The following is a 16709-nucleotide window of genomic DNA, read 5'->3' on the forward strand; positions in this document are numbered from 1 at the left end:
CCCGAATTAATCCGAGCAATCATCGCCTGCCAACCAGCGGAAAAAGCGTTATTTCACGGCACGGGGCTCTACCGTACCGGCTTCCTTTTCTTCCAGGTCCCGCGGGGCGTAGCCGTGGGGGTTTTGCGGGTCTTTGCCCGCCCGCCACAGCACCCAGATGCCCACCAAAATTAGCGGCAGGCTCAGCAACTGGCCTTGGTTGAAGAGGTTGTTGTCTTCAAAAGCCACCTGGTTTTCCTTCAAATACTCCCCCAGGAAACGCTGGGTGAACAGCAGCACTACAAACAAGCCGAACAGCAGGCCGCGCGGCGTGCGCTCCTTGGTGCGGTTCCACATGGAGTAAAGCAGAATGAGCAGAAAAATGCAGAACAGCGCCTCGTAAATCTGGGTGGGGTGGCGGGGCACGGCCACGCCGTTTACCAGGTGCTCAACGTCGCGGGGGAAGATGAAGGCCCACGGCACATCGGTGGGTTTGCCCACAATTTCGGAGTTCATCAGGTTGCCCGTGCGAATGCAGGCGCCGCCCAGCGCCACCACAATGACGATGCGGTCGAGCACCCACAGATAGTCAAACTTGTTATTGCGCGCAAACAGCCAGCAGGCGAACAAAATGCCGATGGTGGCGCCGTGGCTGGCCAGGCCGCCCTGCCAGATTTTGAACACCACCATGGGGTCGGCCACCAACGCTTCGAAATCATAAAACAGCATGTGGCCCAGTCGCGCGCCCACGATGGTGCCAATGAGCATGTAAATGGTGATGACGTCGACCCACTGCGGCGATACCCGCTCGGAGCGGTAAATGTGGTTCAGAATGAAGGTACCCACCACGAAGGGCAGCATGAAAAACAGTCCGTACCAACGTAGCGTGACGGGCCCCAAGTGGGCGATGATGGGGTCGACGTTCCAGAAAATGGCGGCGAGAAAAGGCAGCATGCGGCGCGAAAGTGAAATATGGGGTTAAAGGTACTCAGCCCCTCGGGCTCGCCGCCGTGTGCACAAGGCCACAACCGCGGTGCCAACGAGTTTCGGCAGAGCCGGGCAGGCAGGCCCAGCCACCAAATGGGCCACGGAAACTAGCGCGGTGCTACCCGGGACGGCTGATAGCCGGGGCCACCCGCGGCGGCGCTGCCGGCGCGCAGCCCCGGCCCGTCGCCGCTGAGGCTCAGGACCAGTGCCCCCAGCAGCGCGGCGTAAGCCGGCCGGCGCAGCCAAGCAGGCAGTAGGTCTTTTTCCGCCGAGGTTTTGGCGGCGAGGCGGGCTTGCACCCGGCCGTAGAAAAATGGCCGGGGCTGGGCTTTGGGCTGGCGGTGCAACTGGCCCAGCAAGTCGTGCCAGGCTTCGTCGGTATCGGGGCGAACGGGGAAATCAGCCATGACGAAAATGGGGTTGCAAGTGGTGACGGAGGGTTTTGCGGGCCCGAAACAGCAGCGACTCCACGGCCGGCACCGTGGTGTCGAGCACGGCCGCGATTTCCTCGTAGCTCAGCTCCTGCTCGTGGCGCAGGGTGAAGGCGACCTGCTGCGCGGCGGGCAAGCGGGCAATGTGGTCGAGCAAGAGGCGTAGCTGCTGCTGGCCTTCGAGCAGCGCCAACGGGTGCGCGTGGTTGGGCGCATCATGCAGCACATCGTTCCCGAAACCCAGCAAGCTGGTAAAGTAGGCAAAGCGCTTTTTGGCCCGGGCCCGTCGCAGATTTTTGAGCGCCCGCGACGTGGCCAAGCGGTACAACCAAGTGCTCAACGCCGCCTCGCCGCGAAACCGGCCAATGGTCTGGTAAACCTCCACAAATACTTCCTGGGCCACGTCTTCGGCTTCTTCCGGCGAGCGCAACAGGGAAAGCACCACCCGGTAAATACGGTCTTGGTAGCGCTCGACCAAGGTTCGAAAGGCTGCCTCGCTGCCCGACTGCAACTGCGCCACCAACGCCGCTTCGGCCGCTTCCGCTGGGCTGGTGAGGCAGGGGCTGGCCGGCGGGTCATCGGCCAGCAGCAAGGGAAAGGAATACGCCACAAAAACGAAGCAGAAGTGCTGGTGAAGAAGTGTTCCAGCATCGGCTGAGCAGGAACTTCAATGCATTAGGACCCAACTACCGGGCAAACTTGCGCAGGGTCTAGCTTTTTTTCACGTTTAGAAGCGGTTTAGGAAGTCGGCTCTGCCCGGTCCGACGCCCTAGGCGTCCGACCGGTTGCCGTCCGCGCCGCCTGGGCCGCCTCCCCGTCCCCTTTCAACGACAACCGGTCGGACGCCTCGGGCGTCGGACCGGCAAGCGACACGCTTCTTAGACAACCACTCATTGTAGCGCCAGCAAGCCCTACAGCCCCGCCAGTTCCTCGCTGAAACCGCCGCTGAGGATGGGGAAACGCAGCCAGGAGCGCGGGTCCACATTATAGTCGTCGAGGTGGAAGCTGGGGGCATAGCGCTCGCGCTTCCACTGGTTGCGGCTCCAGAGGCTGTAGAAGCGGCGCACGTAGGTTTTCAGCTGTTCCTCGTCGAAGCCGGTGCCCTCCCCTTCCAGCATGGCCAGCACCTGCTTGGGGCTGAGCCGGTCGTAGAACGCCAGGCGCTCGATGCGGTTGAGCAGGGTGTAGGGCATAAGGTCGCGTTCGTCGGTTTGCTTGTCCTCCAGCGGGCGCAGTTCGGCGGTGGGCTGCAGGGCGTTCACGTGGCGCAGGGCAGCGTAGCCCAGTTCAGCCTCGGCCCAGCGCAGCCACTTCTTCACGAAGTCCTTGTCCACGCCCGCAATGGGCGAGATGCTGCCGGCCGTGTCGCCGTCCATGGTGCAGTAGCCCACGCTGGCCTCCGAACGGTTGGAAGTGGTGATGAGCAGGCAATTCTGCACGTTGGCCAGCAGCCAAATGGCCGGAGCCCGCACCCGCGCCTGAATGTTCTGCAGGGCCAAATCGTCGGTTTTCCAGGTCAGCTCCCGCTCCAGCGCGCCCTGGATTTTGCCCACGTAGCCGGTCACTTCCTCGTCAATGGTCCAGTTGTGAAACCGGGCCCCCAGGCTGTCGGCCAGCTCCTTGGCCGAGTTGAAGGTGTCATCCGAAGAATTGACGGTGCCCTGGTAGGCACAGGTCAACAGCTGCCGCACCAGTTGCTGGTTATCGGTGAGGGGTGACGCAGCCGTGGTGGCGGGTGCGGCTTCTACTTGTTGTTCGGCTTTGCCGCCGGCGCCCTCCTGCTTGACCACCGTTTCGGTGTTGGGGAAACAGCCGCTGCGCTGTTTAAATAGCTCCAGCCCCAGCTCTTCCACGCCCAGCCGCACCATTTCGGCCACGCCCACGGCACAAAAGCAGGAGTCGGCCCCGCCGCTCAAGCTCAGCACAAACCCACGGCTGCGGGCCTTGCGCAGGTAGTCAAACAAGCCCAGGCTCATGGCTTGGTTTAGCTCCTTGTACTCGTCGGGTGCGGGCAGCGGCACAATGTCGACCGCCGGAGCCAATTCGGTCGCAAAATCCACGTCAATCGACTCCAAATCGACTTCCTTGAAACTCAGCAGCTGGTTGCGCACCAGCAAGTGCCCGTTGCGCGCCACCAGGATTTCGCCGTCGAAGATGATGCGGCCCGACTCATTGCCCAACAAGTTGGCGTAGAGGTAGGTGCAATTGAATGTCCGCGAGGCCTTCATCACCAACTGGTAGCGCACGTCGGTTTTGCTCATGGCAAAGTGACTGGCCGAGGGGTTCACAATCAGGTCTACCTTGCCCATGAGGCGGCAGGCGGGGCGCACGTTATTGGGCCGCCACGCGTCCTCGCAAATCTCGAAGCCGAAGCGCACGCCTTTGTGCTCAAAGGTGAGGTCGCCCAACGGCCAGGTTTCCCCGTCGCAGGTCACGGTGGTGGTTTCGCCGGCCAACCAGGGCACGAAGAAGCGCGTCTCGTAGTGCACCCCGTCGTTGGCCAGAAACTGCTTGGCCGCGAAGCCCAGAATCTCGCCGTCGCGCAGCACCGCCGCCGTGTTGTAGGTGCGGTGGTTGAGGCGCACCGGCAGGCCCACCACCACGCAAATCCCCTGCGTCCAGGCCCGCACCTGCTGCAAGTGAGCGAGGGCCGCCTCGGGCATCCAGTTGCTCAGAAACAGGTCCTCGCAGCCGTAGCCACTCAGGCACAATTCGGGCAGGCACAGCAGCTCCACCCCGCTCTCTTTGGCCAACTCAATGGCCGTGCGGATGTTGCGGAGGTTATTCTCCCAATCGATGGGAATCTGGTTGAGGGCGGCGCCGGCAATACGCATGGGAAGGGGAAAAGGAAGAAAACGGTTTAGCTAAATAACTCGAAATATCCCCCGCAAGTTGTTGCACGGGGCCGCTAGCGGCTCAGTTCGGCCAGCAGCCAGTCGCGGGTGGCGGCGCCGTTGGTTTGGGCCACTACTTCCAGGAGGGTATCGGTGTTGCTCACGTGGCGGGCGGCCACGGCGGCCAGCAGGCGCACCAATTGCGCGGTGCCCAGGCGCTCGTGCAGCGCGGCCAGCACCACGGTGCCCTTGTTGTACACCACCCGGCGGTGCATCGGCCGGGGGTATTTCTGGTAGTCGAAGCCCCGAATCGGGGGCGCGTCGCCCACGGTCGCGGCGCGCTTGGCCAGTTCGGCCTGGTAGCCGGCCTCGTCGCCGGTTTGGCGCAGGTACAGCAGGCTCGAATACGTGGCAAACGCCTCGTTGAGCCAGTCGTTGTAGTCGTGTACGCCGCCGTAGCCCCACCACTTGTGGCTGATTTCGTGGGCCAGAATCAGCAGCGCCTCCCGGTCGGTGGCCACGTCAAAGTCCGTGTAGGTTATCACCGTTGCGTTATCCCGCAGGCCAAAAGCGTCAGCGTTGGTGCCCGGCAGAAAGATGGAAAAGTGCGTAATCGGGTCTTGTTGCCCAATGGTGCGGTTGTAGAACGCAACAATGCCTTCGGCCTTGCGCAGCAGCACGGTATCGGTTCGGGCCAACGCCGGGCTGGTTTTCGCTATCCGAACCAGCGGGGCGCTGGCCGAAGTCAGCTGCTGAAACTGCCGGCCCACCATCGCCGTGATTTCAATGGCGCTGGCTTGTCCCCGAAAAAACCACTTGCCGCCCCCCTGCCGCCGCGCCATCGCGGTGCTGAGCACCTGGTAAGGGGCCGGCGCCGTCACTTCCAACTCGTAATTCACCTCTTCGTATTCGCAATAGGGCCGAAACGGCAGCCAATTGGTGTGGCCGCTAAACACCATCCCCTGCTTCGTAAAATACGCCTTGCCCAACGTGCCCGTGTAGGTCACGCCGACCTGTCGCGCCCGGCGATGTGCAGCGGTGGCGTAGCGCACCATCACCCGCTGCAGCGTGTCAGCGAAGTAAGGGTAGTAGGCCCGCCCCAGGCGCTGCGAAGTTGCGCCGGGGCTGCTGATGCGCCCAATTTTAAACCCCCGATTCACGTTCAGCGCGATGCTGGAGGCCGTATCCGTGGCCGGCAGCGTGAAGGTGTAGCGGCAGGTAAACGAGTGCGTCGAAGGCTCCACCCGAAGCTGAACCCGCACAATGGGCGCAGCGCGGCCCACGAGGGGCGCCGCCAGCAGCAGGCTCACCAGAAACACCAGATTCTTCATGCAGTAGAATATTTGCTCCCACAAGGAGCGTAGCTGTAGAAAGCAACGAAAAAGAAGATTTTATCAGCCAACGCCCAGTGCTTGCAAAGCCCGTTCGGCCGCCAGCTGCTCTGCCTGCTTCTTGCTGAGGCCCATGCCGGTGGCCACTACTTCCTCGTCGAGCAGCACCGTGGCCGTAAACTCCATCATGCCGCCGGGTCGGGCTTCTCCCGCAATGTCGTAGCGCAAGGTTTTGCCCTGGCGCTGGGCCCATTCCACGAGCTTGCTCTTGAAGTTGGCCGTGGTGGTGGTGAGGGTGTGCACGTCGACGAAGCCCTTCACGAGCCGCGTCAGGATGAATTTTCGGACCGTTTTATACCCCAAATCCAGGTACACGGCGCCCACCAGGGCTTCCAGCGCGTTGCCGTTCACGGAGCGCGAGCGGGCCGCGCGGCCCTGCCCCGCATCCAGCTGCACCAGCTTGTCGAGCCCGAGCTTCAAGGCGATGTTGTTCAGGCTTTCGCGGTTCACAATGCGCGAGCGCATCTCCGTGAGGAAGCCCTCCTGCTCGTAGGGATACTTTTTGAAGAGGTATTCGGCCACCACCGTGCCCAGCACGGCGTCGCCCAGAAACTCCAGCCGCTCGTTGGTTTGGTGGCGGCCCATGGCCGGCTGCTGCCGCACCGCCGAAGAGTGCGTAAACGCCAGCCGGTACAGCTTGGCGTTCTTAGGCGTCTGGCCCGTCACGATGGCCACGGCTTGCCGAAACGCCTTATCAGAAGCAAAAAACCGCGAAACGAAACCGAGCAATGGAAGGAATGCTTAACAAGTGGCCGAAAACTTGGGCAAAGGTAGAACCCAGGCCCGAAGAACGCCTGCCTAAAAACTTAGAGGGCTAAATTCATCCGGGCAGAGCACGCCCGCATTCCAGCAGGTTGCCAAACCATAAAACCATAAGAACGTCATAAAACAAAAACGTCATGCTGAGCGCAGTCGAAGCATCTCTCCCGCACATTTAGTGTTGGAGCAGAGATGCTTCGACTGCGCTCAGCATGACGTTCTTAGTAGTTCGTCAACTGACGGCAATGGCCTACAGCTTGCGGAAAATCACCGACGTGTTGTGCCCGCCGAAGCCGAACGTGTTGCTCATGGCCACGTTCACCTCGCGCTCCTGCGCCACGTTGGGCGTGAAGTTCAGCTCTTGGTTGATTTCCGGGTCGGGCGTGTTGAGGTTGATGGTTGGCGGCACGACGTTGTGCTGCATCGCCAAGATGCAGGCCACCGCCTCCACGCCGCCGGCGCCGCCCAGCAAGTGGCCGGTCATGCTCTTGGTCGAGGAAATATTAAGCTTCTTGGCCGCCTCGCCAAACACGGTTTCGATGGCCTTGATTTCCGCCCCGTCGCCGAGCGGCGTGCTCGTGCCGTGGGTGTTGATGTAATCCACCGCCTCTGGCTTGATGCCGGCGTCGCGCAAGGCGTTCTGCATCACCAGCACCACGCCGGAGCCGCTGGGGTCGGGCGCGGTGATGTGATAGGCGTCTGACGACATGCCGCCGCCAATCATCTCGCAGTAAATCTTGGCGCCGCGCGCCCTGGCGTGCTCGTATTCTTCGAGGACGATGGCGCCGGCGCCCTCGCCCAGCACAAAGCCATCACGGTCCTTGTCGTAGGGCCGCGAGGCCGAGGCCGGGTCGTCGTTGCGCTCGCTCATGGCCTTGAGGGCGTTGAAGCCGCCCACGCCCGATTCGGTGATGGCCGCTTCGGAGCCGCCGGTCACCACCACGTCGGCCAGGCCGAGGCGGATGTTGTTGAACGCCGCGATGATGGCGTCGTTCGACGAGGCGCAGGCCGAAGTCGTCACGAAGTTCGGCCCACGAAAGCCGTTTTTGATGCTGATGTTGCCCGACGCGGAGTCGGCAATCATGCGCGGAATGAAGAACGGCGAGTAGCGCGGCGTGCCGTCGCCCCGCTCAAACTGGAAGCATTCTTCCTGCAGCGATTTCAGCCCGCCGATGCCGGAGCCCCAGATAACGCCTACGCGGTCCTTGTCCACCTGGCTGCCCTCGGCCAGCAAGCCGGCGTCGGCAATGGCCTCGTCGGAAGCAATGACGCCGAACTGCGTGAACAGGTCCATCTTCGGCCCCTGCTTGCGGTCGAAGTAATCGGTCATGTTATAGTCCTTGACCTCGCAGGCGAAGCGGGTTTTAAACTTCTCGGCGTTGAAGCGGGTGATGGGCGCGGCACCGCTGGTGCCCGTGCGCAAGCCTTCCCAGTAAGCCGGGGCGGTGTTGCCCAGCGGCGTGATGGCCCCAAGGCCGGTAACAACAACCCGTCGGATGGACGACATAAGCAAGCGCCAGGGGCGCGAAAGATGAAACGGGATAAAACGGCAAAACCGGCCGGCGGCGGGCCGGCCGGTATGCGCAGAACTTTAGGGGTTATCCGGGACGAAGCAGAAGAGCGGGTAAAGGTGGTCGCGCAAGCGGCTGGCTCCGGATAACTGAAAACTACTTGGCGTGCTCTTCGAGGTAGCTGATGGCCTGGCCCACGGTGCCGATGTTCTCGGCCTGGTCGTCGGGGATGCTCACGTTGAACTCCTTTTCGAACTCCATAATCAGTTCGACGGTATCCAGTGAGTCAGCACCCAAATCATTGGTGAAGCTTGCTTCGGGGGTAACTTCCGAGGCTTCAACGCCCAGTTTATCAATAATAATGGCCTTTACTTTTTCTGCGATTTCAGACATTTCCGTGGGGTTTAGGGAAAACTACGGCGCAAAGTAACGAGAGATTTTCCAATCAACCCACGGCCGCGCTTTTGAATTGCGGGTACAAGATTATGGCGGTGGGACTCGCGGCCGCCTCGCGCAGGCCGTAGCTTTGCCCCCGCCCGCTGGCGGCACGCCTCCCTTTGGCTATTATGAAAACCTTCACCCTGGACGTTGAGTACGAGTGCGACTTTTCCCTCTTCGGGGTGGTGTCGAGCACCCGCGACTACACCCTGGCCTGGACGCTGAACCGGGCTTTGCGGCTGCGGCTCATCAAGCAGCCCGAGCTACTGCTCAACTTACTGAGCCGGGGCCGGCTCGTGTTCACGCACTACCTGCACGCCACCGAAACGCTCACCTTCCGCCTGTTGCGCAACCGCTCCATTGCCCCGTCCAACCTGAAAAAGCCGTTCCTGGCCCCGGACATTAAGGAGTACGACTACCTGCTGGCCGTGAGCAACGGCAGCGGGGCCCTGGGCGACGAAGAGCTACTGCAGAAGCTTACTGGCTTGGAAGCCGTGCAGTACGTATGCCAGTTCGACCCCAACTCGCTCAAGTACAAGGAAAACCTGATTTTGTGAATCGAGCATCAAACTTCCCTCCTCACCAACCGAAGGTCAGCGCAGCTAAGGAGGAGACGTTGGCGCGAAGCGACAACTGGGGTGGTTAGGGGCGTTAAACTTCGTTTGCGTTCGTATTAAACAACTTGCATTCCAGTTAAATTAAACGACTTTTGCGCAAAGCTGGTCTGCTTGACCTAAGCTCCCTGTTAACCCATACGCCCGCAACCACCCCAGCCGACGCTTCGCGCCGGCGTCCCCTCCTTGGTAAGGAGGGGAGTTTTTTTGTTCTGACCAACCGCCTTATGGAAAACCGCACCACGTTCAACAAGACCAAAATTGTGGCCACCGTTGGCCCCGCTTCCAATACCTACGACCGCCTTGGCACGCTCATCCGCGAGGGCGTCGACGTGTTTCGCCTCAACTTCTCGCACGGCTCCTACGAGGACCACCTTTCGGTCATCAACACGGTGCGGCGCCTGAACAAGGACATGCGCACCTCTGTGGGCTTGTTGCAGGACTTGCAGGGGCCCAAAATTCGCCTCGGCGAAGTAGAGGGTGGCGGCGTGGAAATCAAGGCCGGCGACAAGCTTAAGCTGGTGTGTGGTGAAAAGGAAGTCAGTACGGCCACGCGGTTGAGCACCATTTACATGGGCCTGGCGCGCGACGTGAAAGCCGGCGACATGATTCTCATCGACGACGGCAAGATTGAGTTGAAGGTGCTGGCCACCGACCGCGACCAGGAAGTGGAAGTGGAAGTGGTGTACGGCGGCCTCGTGAAGCCCCGCAAAGGCATCAACCTGCCCGACTCGGAAGTTTCGGCCCCGAGCATGACCGAGAAGGACATCGAAGACCTGCAGTTCGGCCTGGCCAACGACGTGGACTGGGTGGCCCTGAGCTTCGCCCGCAAGGCCGACGACATTCGTTTCATCAAACAGCTCATCGCCGACTCGGGCAAAAACACCCGCGTGGTGGCCAAGATTGAAACGCCCGACGGCCTGCGCAACATCGACGAAATCATCGCCATCACCGACGCCGTGATGGTGGCACGCGGCGACCTCGGCGTGGAAGTGAAAATGGAAGAGGTGCCCATGGCCCAGAAGATGATTATTGCCAAGTGCAACGCCGCCGGCAAGCCCGTCATCGTGGCCACCCAGATGATGGAATCGATGATTACGGCCCCCCGCCCCACCCGCGCCGAAACCAGCGACGTGGCCAACGCCGTGCTCGACGGCGCCGACGCCGTAATGCTCTCGGCCGAAACCGCCGTGGGCGCCTACCCCGCCGAGGTGATTCGCTCCATGGTGGGCACCATCCTGAGCGTGGAAAGCCGCAGCCCGCAACTCTTCCACAAGTGGTGGCCCATCGACGCCAAGGGCGCCAACTTTATGGCCGACAGCGTACTGTCAGCCGCCTGTCACTTAGCCAAAAACACCGGCGCCAAGGCCATTACCGGCATGACGCACCAGGGCTACACGGCGTTTCAGCTGGCCAAATACCGTCCAAAAGCCAACATTTTCATCTTCACCGACAACCGGCCCCTGCTCACGGTGCTGAGCTTGGTGTGGGGCGTGCGCAGCTTCTATTACGACCGCCTCATCAGCACGGACAGTACCATTGTCGACCTGCGCTACGTCCTCACCACCACCGGCCACCTCGAAGCCGGCGACCTGTTCATCAACACTGGCGCCATGCCCATCCAGGAGAAAGGCAAAGCCAACATGGTGAAAGTGAGCGTGGCGTAACGCTTTAACAAAATAATTAATAGGAAAAATCCCCCGCAACTTGAGTTGCGGGGGATTTTTGTTGATAAGAGAATGCTATTCGTGGTGCAGCTTCCAGGTGGCCGCCGTTCCTTCTGTCCCGGTCAGGTGCAGCAGGTATAGGCCCGTTGGCCGCCCGGCCAGCGGCACGGCCACGGCGGTTTGGCCGGCGGAAACGGAAGTCCTCCACACGGTGCGGCCCAGCGCGTCGGCCAGGCGCAGGGTCTGACCGGGACCCGCTGGCCGGGTGAGTGTGAGCGTGGCGCTTTCGGCGGCGGGATTGGGGTGCAGCGTGGCCAGGGCTGCGGCCTGAGCAGCGCGGGTGGGCAGCAGGTCGGCAAATTCAACGAACGACCCACAAACCAGCGGCGTCCCTGTGCTTCTGCGGTAATAAATCAGATTGGTTTGATAAGTCCCCACGTCGCCCATTCCCGGATTGGGGGTGAAAGATTGCCACCATGCCAATGCGTCCAAACCGGTTGCATAGGTAGGCGCCCCGCCAAACCCGGTTTGGTAATACACGCGTTGGTACCGTAGCACGCTGCCACTGGCAAGGCAACTGCCGCCCGAAGCAGGTGCAATGCCCAAACCCATAAGTTGCGGGGGCTGGGGTGAACCCGACCCGACAGATGCGTATTCACCGGTCAGCAGCGGCAAAGCCGGGTAGGCCGCCGAGCGCCCGGTCGCCAGGGAAAAAGCCAAGCGCCCGGTACTCACAGGCCTCACAGATACGCTGGGCACCGGATTGCAATTAGGACCACTGTAAAGTGATTTATCCTTAACCTGTTCCCGGTAGGTGAATACTAGGCTGTCGGCACGCTGTTGGCGCGTGAGAATGCGGCGCAGTGTATACGCTTGCGTGCAAGCACCATTGAAGTAGCTAAAAGGTTCGTAAAAATACCCCAGCTCGTCGCCGGGCTGCATGGTAAACAGGGCCAGAGGGCTGTAGGGCGACTGCAGCAAGGGCACCGGCAAGGCGCCCACGAGAGGGGCACTAGCCGGCGTTCCGACGACGGCGTTGCCCAGCCAAGGCGACGCTTCAATCAACCCGTGAGCGCGGCTGACAACGAACGAGATAAGCGGCGAGCCGGTAGTGGCCGTGCCGCTGTACACCTCAACCGTGGCGACAGAATCCTGTACTCCGGGCCGAACGGCTTGCCAATTGCGGGTGCGCAAAATACCAGTTAGCAACGGGCTGGTGCTTGCCGCCCAGGTTTGGCCCACGGCCACGAGCGGGTAGATGCGCAAGCTAGCCGCATTCTGCACGTTGGGCTGGGTGTCGCTTTCGAACACGTAGAAGCTTTGCCCCGGAGTCCAGCGCACCCGCGCCCCGAATAGGTTGTTACGGCTCTTGACGTATATGCCGCGCCCGCCGGGAGCAGCAGACCCCAACCGGCGCATCAGCCGGTTGAAGGCGTACACCGAATCGCCGGTGGAGGTTTGGTACGCCGAGTCTACCCGCAGGGTGTGCATCAGGCCGGAACCATCGCGCAAATCGTAGCTATAAATCAGACCCGGCCGAAACGGCCGCCACGGCTGTTGCGCAGTGGCTCCTAGGGCGCCAAAAAAGAATAGCGCGGCCAGTAGCGGCCGCATCCAGCGGTAAGCGTGTTCCATAGAGGGCAATGGGCGGTGAAATGGTGCGCTTAAGGTACGTATTCCTACCTGCGTTTTGCTATATAGAAGAGGTCAAACGCAAGAAGCCCCACTCGTTTCCGAGTGGGGCTTCTGTGTAGAGCGCGAGACCAGACCTTGGGGCGGCGCAGTCTGGCCTCGCTAAACTCGTAGTCGCACTAGAGCGCGTTAACGAGCTTTGTCAGCTTGCTTTTGTTGTTAGCAGCTTTGTTTTTGTGGATGATGTTCTTCTTGGCCAAACGGTCCAACATCGACGACACCTTCTTCAGCAGCTCCTGAGCGGCCGTTTTGTCGGTGGCTTCGCGCAGGCGCTTGATGGCCGTGCGGGTGGATTTGTGCTGGTAACGGTTCAACACGCGCTTGGCTTCGTTGCTGCGGATGCGTTTGAGGGCCGACTTATGGTTTGCCATGAGCAGGAAATATATAGGAGCGTTATGCTTGAGTTCTGTGTTTGGGAGGGCAAAGGTACGAAACGGCTCACCACTTTCAAACCGTATTGGCAAAAATATTGAGTTCAAGCCCCTTTGGCGTGCGAAAGCGCGTTTGCACGAGCCTAAAATTAGTATGCATGCCGATTACTACCGAACTTTACTATCTGTCCATCCCACCCAGCGCGCCGTTTCCCTTATTCATCTTATCGCGCTATGCCCCTCGTCTCTAAGCCTGCTTACCAGCCGCCGTTCTATTTATTCAACGGCCACTTACAAACCATTGTGCCCAGCCTGTGGCGCACCGTGCCCGACGTTGCCTACCAGCGCGAGCGAGTTGAACTGCCGGACGGCGACTTTCTAAACCTAGATTGGAGCCGCCTGCCCGAAATGCGGCCCACCGATGGCTTAGCCATAGTGTCGCACGGTCTCGAGGGCGACGCTTCGCGGCCCTACGTGCGGGGCATGGTGCGGGCCCTCAACCGCGCCGGCCTCGACGCGCTGGCCTGGAACTACCGCAGTTGCGGCGGCGAGATGAACCGCCTGCTCCGCTCCTACCACCTCGGCGACACCGACGACTTGGACCTGGTGCTGCGCCACGCCTTGGCCACCGGGCGCTACCGACGCGTGTACCTCGTGGGCTTCAGCGCGGGCGGAAACGTAACGCTGAAATACCTGGGCGAAGACGCCTCCCGCGTGCCGGCCGAGGTGCAGCGGGCCGCAGTGTTTTCCGTGCCCACCGATTTGCGCGCCAGCTCGGTGCACATCGGGCGCCTGCAAAACCAAGTGTACATGCGCCGTTTCCTGAAGTCGTTGCGCCTGAAAGTGCGGGCCAAAGCAGAGTTGCTCCCTGGCCAAATTGACTTAGCTGGCATTGAGGAACTTCGCAACTTCGAGGAGTTCGACAGCCGCTATACGGCGCCCATGCACGGCTTCGATTCAGCCGACGCCTACTACCAATACGCCAGCTCCGGGCGCTATTTGAATGGTATTCGGGTGCCCAGCTTGCTGGTGAACTCACAGAACGACCCGTTCTTGCCAGCCTCGTGCTTTCCGCGGGAGACGGCCGCCGCCTCCCCCTTTGTCTTTCTGGAAACGCCCCCTGACGGCGGCCACGTAGGGTTTGCTGAAAGTAATGGGGAGTATTATTCGGAGCGCCGCGCCGTGGAATTCCTCACCGCGGAGGTACCGGCGTAAGCCATGCCTCGGCGTCATTACGAGCGCAACGCGGCAATCTGTCCTCTCTTAGCGCCCATCTTTTTAGTATGACATAGCTAGAGTTGTGGCACTATTAGGCTGGTCGCTAAGAACCGGACGGATTGCCGCGGGCTATGCCCTCGCAATGACGAGAACGGCTACTTCGCGGCTACGAAAACGACCTTTTTCGTCTCGTAAAACTCCTCGCTGAAGAAGTCGCCGAGGTTAGTCACTTTCGCCTTTAGGCCAGATTCGGCGATTTCCTCGGTCAGGTCACCGCCTTTTAGGTAGTAGAGGCCACTGCCTGGTGCGCCCTGGGGCTTGAAACGGTTGGCAATCCAGGGGTAGAAGGTGGCGAGGCGGGCTACGGCTCGGCTCACCACGTAGTCGTATTTGGGTCGCACTTGCTCGGCGCGGGTTTGCTGGGCCGTCACGTTGTCGAGGCCCAGTGCGGCGGCCATGAACTGCACAGCCCGAATTTTCTTGCCGATGCTGTCGACCAGATGAAACTGTACTTCCGGAAACATAATGGCCAGCGGCAAACCGGGCAGGCCCCCACCGGTGCCCACGTCGAGCACGGCGCTGCCTTTGGCAAACTTGACGACTTTGGCAATGCCCAGCGAATGAAGGACGTGCCGCTCCACGAAATTGTCCATGTCGGGGCGCGACACGAGGTTGATGGCTTCGTTGGTGGCCCGGAACTCAGTCTCCAGTTGCTGATACAGCTGAAGCTGCTCGGCAGTGAGTTCCGGGAAGTAGTGCTGCAGGAGGTTCATGGATGCAAAGTTGCACTCAGAACGCCATGCAGAGCGCAACGAAGCATAACGCTCGGGATAACTAATTACTTGCAGCACGCGAGATGCTTCGCTGCGCTCTGCATGGCGTTCTGAGTGAATTGCTATGACAGTTCCACAAAAAAGCCCCGACTTGCGCCGAGGCTTTTTTGCTTAGATAATCTGTTTGGTGTGCTTCACCATGTCATAGAGCAACTCGCGGGCGCGGTGCAGCTGGGCTTTCACGGTGCCGAGCGGGGCTTTGAGCTCGGTGGCAATTTCTTCGTAGCTGAGCTCGTCGAAATAACGCAGGCTCACGAGGCGCTGGTATTTGTCGGGCAGGCGCGACACCACGTGGCGCATGATTTCGATTTTCTGGTTCCGCACGGCGTGTTCGGCCGGGTTCAGGTCGTTGTCGCGGAAATCGATGGTGATTTCGTCGCCGTTGTCCACTTTGATGGCGGAGTCAATCGACATGGTTTTGATTTTATTCTTGCGGATAAAATCAATGCAGTTGTTGGTGGCAATGCGGAACAGCCAGGTGCTGAAGGCATACTCTGGGTTGAACTTGTGCAGGTTGCGGAAGGCCTTGGCAAACGCCTCGATGGTGAGGTCTTCGGCGTCGTCCTGATTACGCACCATTTTGAGCACCACGTGGTACACGGGCTTCTTGTAGATGTGCATCAGCTCGGCGTAGGCTTTCTCGTCGCCGTGGTCCACGGCGGCGCGAATCAGCTTGAAGTCGTGCTTGGCTTTGGCTGAAAACTGCTTTTGAATGTCTTGGTTGTTTACTTCCATCGAAGAGTGCGATTGAGGAACAGCGAGATTCCCAGGGCAAGGTATTGGAAAAAATAAACCACGTCGAGGACGGGCAGCAACCCGACGTTTACGGGTTGGTCGAGGCGCCGGCTCAGACGGGCATACACGGCACTCACGAACAAAGTTCGGAGAACACATACCACTGCCAAAGGTACCCAATTGTTTGGGGAAAATGCTAGCACAGCAGTAGTAAGGTAGTAGAACACGTTGCTTAGAACGAAGGTGCCAACCCGCATTCGGTCGGCCAAACGGTAGGCCCGACCGGCCGACAAATGGCGACGTTTTTGATGCCACCATACGGCCCACGTGGCCGCGGGTTCGCTAAGCGTGTGGGCGGGCGGGTCGGCCACCACGGCCACGCGCAGGCCGTTGCGCATGGCGTCCTGCACCAGCAGGTCATCGTCGCCGGAAAGCTGCCGGATGTGCGAGGCAAACCCCTTCGTGACCGTGAAGCAATGGCGCGAATACGCCAGGTTACGGCCCACACCCATGTAGGCCCAGCCGCGCCAGGCAAAGCTTAAATATTGGGCGGCAGTGAGCAGCGTTTCGTAGCGAATGAGCTTATTCAGAAACCCGGGCGCTTCGGCGTAGGCCGAAAAACCCACCACCACGTCGGCCGGGGCGTGCTTTGGCGTGGGGGCAAAGCCGCGCTGCATGAGGCGCAGCCACTGGTTGGTGGCCGGAATGCAGTCGGCGTCGGTGAAGAGCAGGCGCGCGTGGCGCGCGGTTTTGATGCCCAGAATTAACGCAAACTTTTTGGGTGCGAAGCCGCGGGGCGTGCTGGCCACGCTCACCAAGCGCACACGCTCGTGGTAGTACTGAGCAAGCTGCTGGGCGTAGAGAAAAGTCTCGTCCTCGCTGCGGTCGTCGATGAGAATTATTTCGAAGCCGGCCGGATAATCTTGCTTGAGCAGCAGCGGCAGCAGGCGGCGCAGGTTGTCGAGCTCGTTGCGGGCGCACACCACGATGGATACCGGCTCGTCGTCCGGTCCGGGCGCGTCGGCCGGGGCCTCGGGGGCGCGGCGGGCGAAGGGCCAGAAGAAATAGGCCGCGTAGAACAGCTGCACCAGCACACTCGCAAGCAAAAGCCAGAAAAACGGGGAGGCGGGTACTGGAAAGTGCAACGGTGCGGCGGCGTGAAGGGGCCGGCAAAAGTACGGGACGCCGGGCGGGTGGGGTATCTTTGTGGCAGTAGCGCGAACTTTGTAGTTCGCGTCCCCGCGCCATT

16 protein-coding genes are annotated in these 16709 nt (G+C 60.8%); 3 read left to right on the top strand and 13 right to left on the bottom strand.

The window, feature by feature from the left end:
* Positions 1-48: 48 nt before the first annotated feature.
* The 8 genes from lgt to VF629_RS20040 all read right to left on the bottom strand — a co-directional run bounded on the left by lgt (position 49) and on the right by VF629_RS20040 (position 8285).
* Positions 49-933, bottom strand: a complete 885-nt coding sequence (gene lgt / locus VF629_RS20005) for a prolipoprotein diacylglyceryl transferase (protein WP_331060280.1) — start codon at positions 931-933, stop codon at positions 49-51.
* 140 nt (positions 934-1073) lie between these two features.
* The gene (locus VF629_RS20010; RefSeq protein ID WP_331060281.1) at positions 1074-1373 is read right to left on the bottom strand and encodes a hypothetical protein; all 300 of its coding nucleotides are present in this window, start codon (positions 1371-1373) and stop codon (positions 1074-1076) included.
* Positions 1366-2007 carry an RNA polymerase sigma factor gene (locus VF629_RS20015; protein WP_331060282.1) on the bottom strand — a complete coding sequence of 214 codons (642 nt, stop codon included), beginning with the start codon at positions 2005-2007 and terminating at the stop codon, positions 1366-1368. Before VF629_RS20015 ends, VF629_RS20010 begins: the two co-directional genes overlap by 8 nt.
* Positions 2008-2308: 301 nt before the next feature.
* A complete protein-coding gene (gene nadE / locus VF629_RS20020) occupies positions 2309-4231 on the bottom strand; it encodes an NAD(+) synthase (RefSeq protein ID WP_331060283.1) in 1923 nt (640 codons plus the stop codon).
* Positions 4232-4305: 74 nt separating this feature from the next.
* Positions 4306-5562, bottom strand: coding sequence for a M1 family aminopeptidase (locus tag VF629_RS20025; RefSeq protein ID WP_331060284.1), 1257 nt, complete (start codon positions 5560-5562; stop codon positions 4306-4308).
* Between the two features lie 63 nt (positions 5563-5625).
* Positions 5626-6351: a ribonuclease III gene (gene rnc, locus VF629_RS20030; RefSeq protein ID WP_331060285.1), complete on the bottom strand. Its 726-nt coding sequence runs from the start codon at positions 6349-6351 to the stop codon at positions 5626-5628.
* A 280-nt stretch (positions 6352-6631) separates the two neighbouring features.
* Entirely contained in the window at positions 6632-7888 is a 1257-nt protein-coding gene (fabF, locus tag VF629_RS20035; protein ID WP_331060286.1) for a beta-ketoacyl-ACP synthase II, read from the bottom strand.
* A 160-nt stretch (positions 7889-8048) separates the two neighbouring features.
* Entirely contained in the window at positions 8049-8285 is a 237-nt protein-coding gene (locus tag VF629_RS20040; protein WP_019948606.1) for an acyl carrier protein, read from the bottom strand.
* Positions 8286-8458: 173 nt separating this feature from the next.
* Between VF629_RS20040 and VF629_RS20045 the strand changes: the two genes are divergently transcribed.
* Both VF629_RS20045 and pyk read left to right on the top strand, forming a co-directional pair.
* The gene (locus tag VF629_RS20045) at positions 8459-8887 is read left to right on the top strand and encodes an IPExxxVDY family protein (protein WP_331060287.1); all 429 of its coding nucleotides are present in this window, start codon (positions 8459-8461) and stop codon (positions 8885-8887) included.
* A gap of 284 nt (positions 8888-9171) precedes the next feature.
* Positions 9172-10611, top strand: a complete 1440-nt coding sequence (gene pyk / locus VF629_RS20050; protein WP_331060288.1) for a pyruvate kinase — start codon at positions 9172-9174, stop codon at positions 10609-10611.
* 75 nt (positions 10612-10686) lie between these two features.
* Here the strand turns inward: pyk and VF629_RS20055 are convergent, their stop codons facing one another.
* Both VF629_RS20055 and rpsT read right to left on the bottom strand, forming a co-directional pair.
* Positions 10687-12246 carry a T9SS type A sorting domain-containing protein gene (locus VF629_RS20055; protein ID WP_331060289.1) on the bottom strand — a complete coding sequence of 520 codons (1560 nt, stop codon included), beginning with the start codon at positions 12244-12246 and terminating at the stop codon, positions 10687-10689.
* Between the two features lie 176 nt (positions 12247-12422).
* Positions 12423-12674: a 30S ribosomal protein S20 gene (rpsT, locus tag VF629_RS20060; protein ID WP_046245794.1), complete on the bottom strand. Its 252-nt coding sequence runs from the start codon at positions 12672-12674 to the stop codon at positions 12423-12425.
* Positions 12675-12908: 234 nt separating this feature from the next.
* Between rpsT and VF629_RS20065 the strand changes: the two genes are divergently transcribed.
* Positions 12909-13889, top strand: a complete 981-nt coding sequence (locus tag VF629_RS20065) for a YheT family hydrolase (RefSeq protein ID WP_331060290.1) — start codon at positions 12909-12911, stop codon at positions 13887-13889.
* A gap of 158 nt (positions 13890-14047) precedes the next feature.
* On the opposite strand, the gene rsmG is transcribed toward VF629_RS20065, so the two are convergent.
* From rsmG to VF629_RS20080, 3 genes are all read right to left on the bottom strand, one after another.
* A complete protein-coding gene (gene rsmG, locus VF629_RS20070) occupies positions 14048-14665 on the bottom strand; it encodes a 16S rRNA (guanine(527)-N(7))-methyltransferase RsmG (protein ID WP_331060291.1) in 618 nt (205 codons plus the stop codon).
* A gap of 171 nt (positions 14666-14836) precedes the next feature.
* Entirely contained in the window at positions 14837-15460 is a 624-nt protein-coding gene (locus VF629_RS20075) for an RNA polymerase sigma factor (protein WP_070728736.1), read from the bottom strand.
* Complete coding sequence (locus VF629_RS20080; RefSeq protein WP_331060292.1) at positions 15451-16566, bottom strand: glycosyltransferase; 1116 nt, start codon at positions 16564-16566, stop codon at positions 15451-15453. The genes VF629_RS20075 and VF629_RS20080 overlap by 10 nt, the downstream gene beginning before the upstream one ends.
* Between the last annotated feature and the right edge of the window lie 143 nt (positions 16567-16709).

This window comes from Hymenobacter sp. (assembly GCF_036388155.1).
Taxonomy (GTDB): domain Bacteria; phylum Bacteroidota; class Bacteroidia; order Cytophagales; family Hymenobacteraceae; genus Hymenobacter.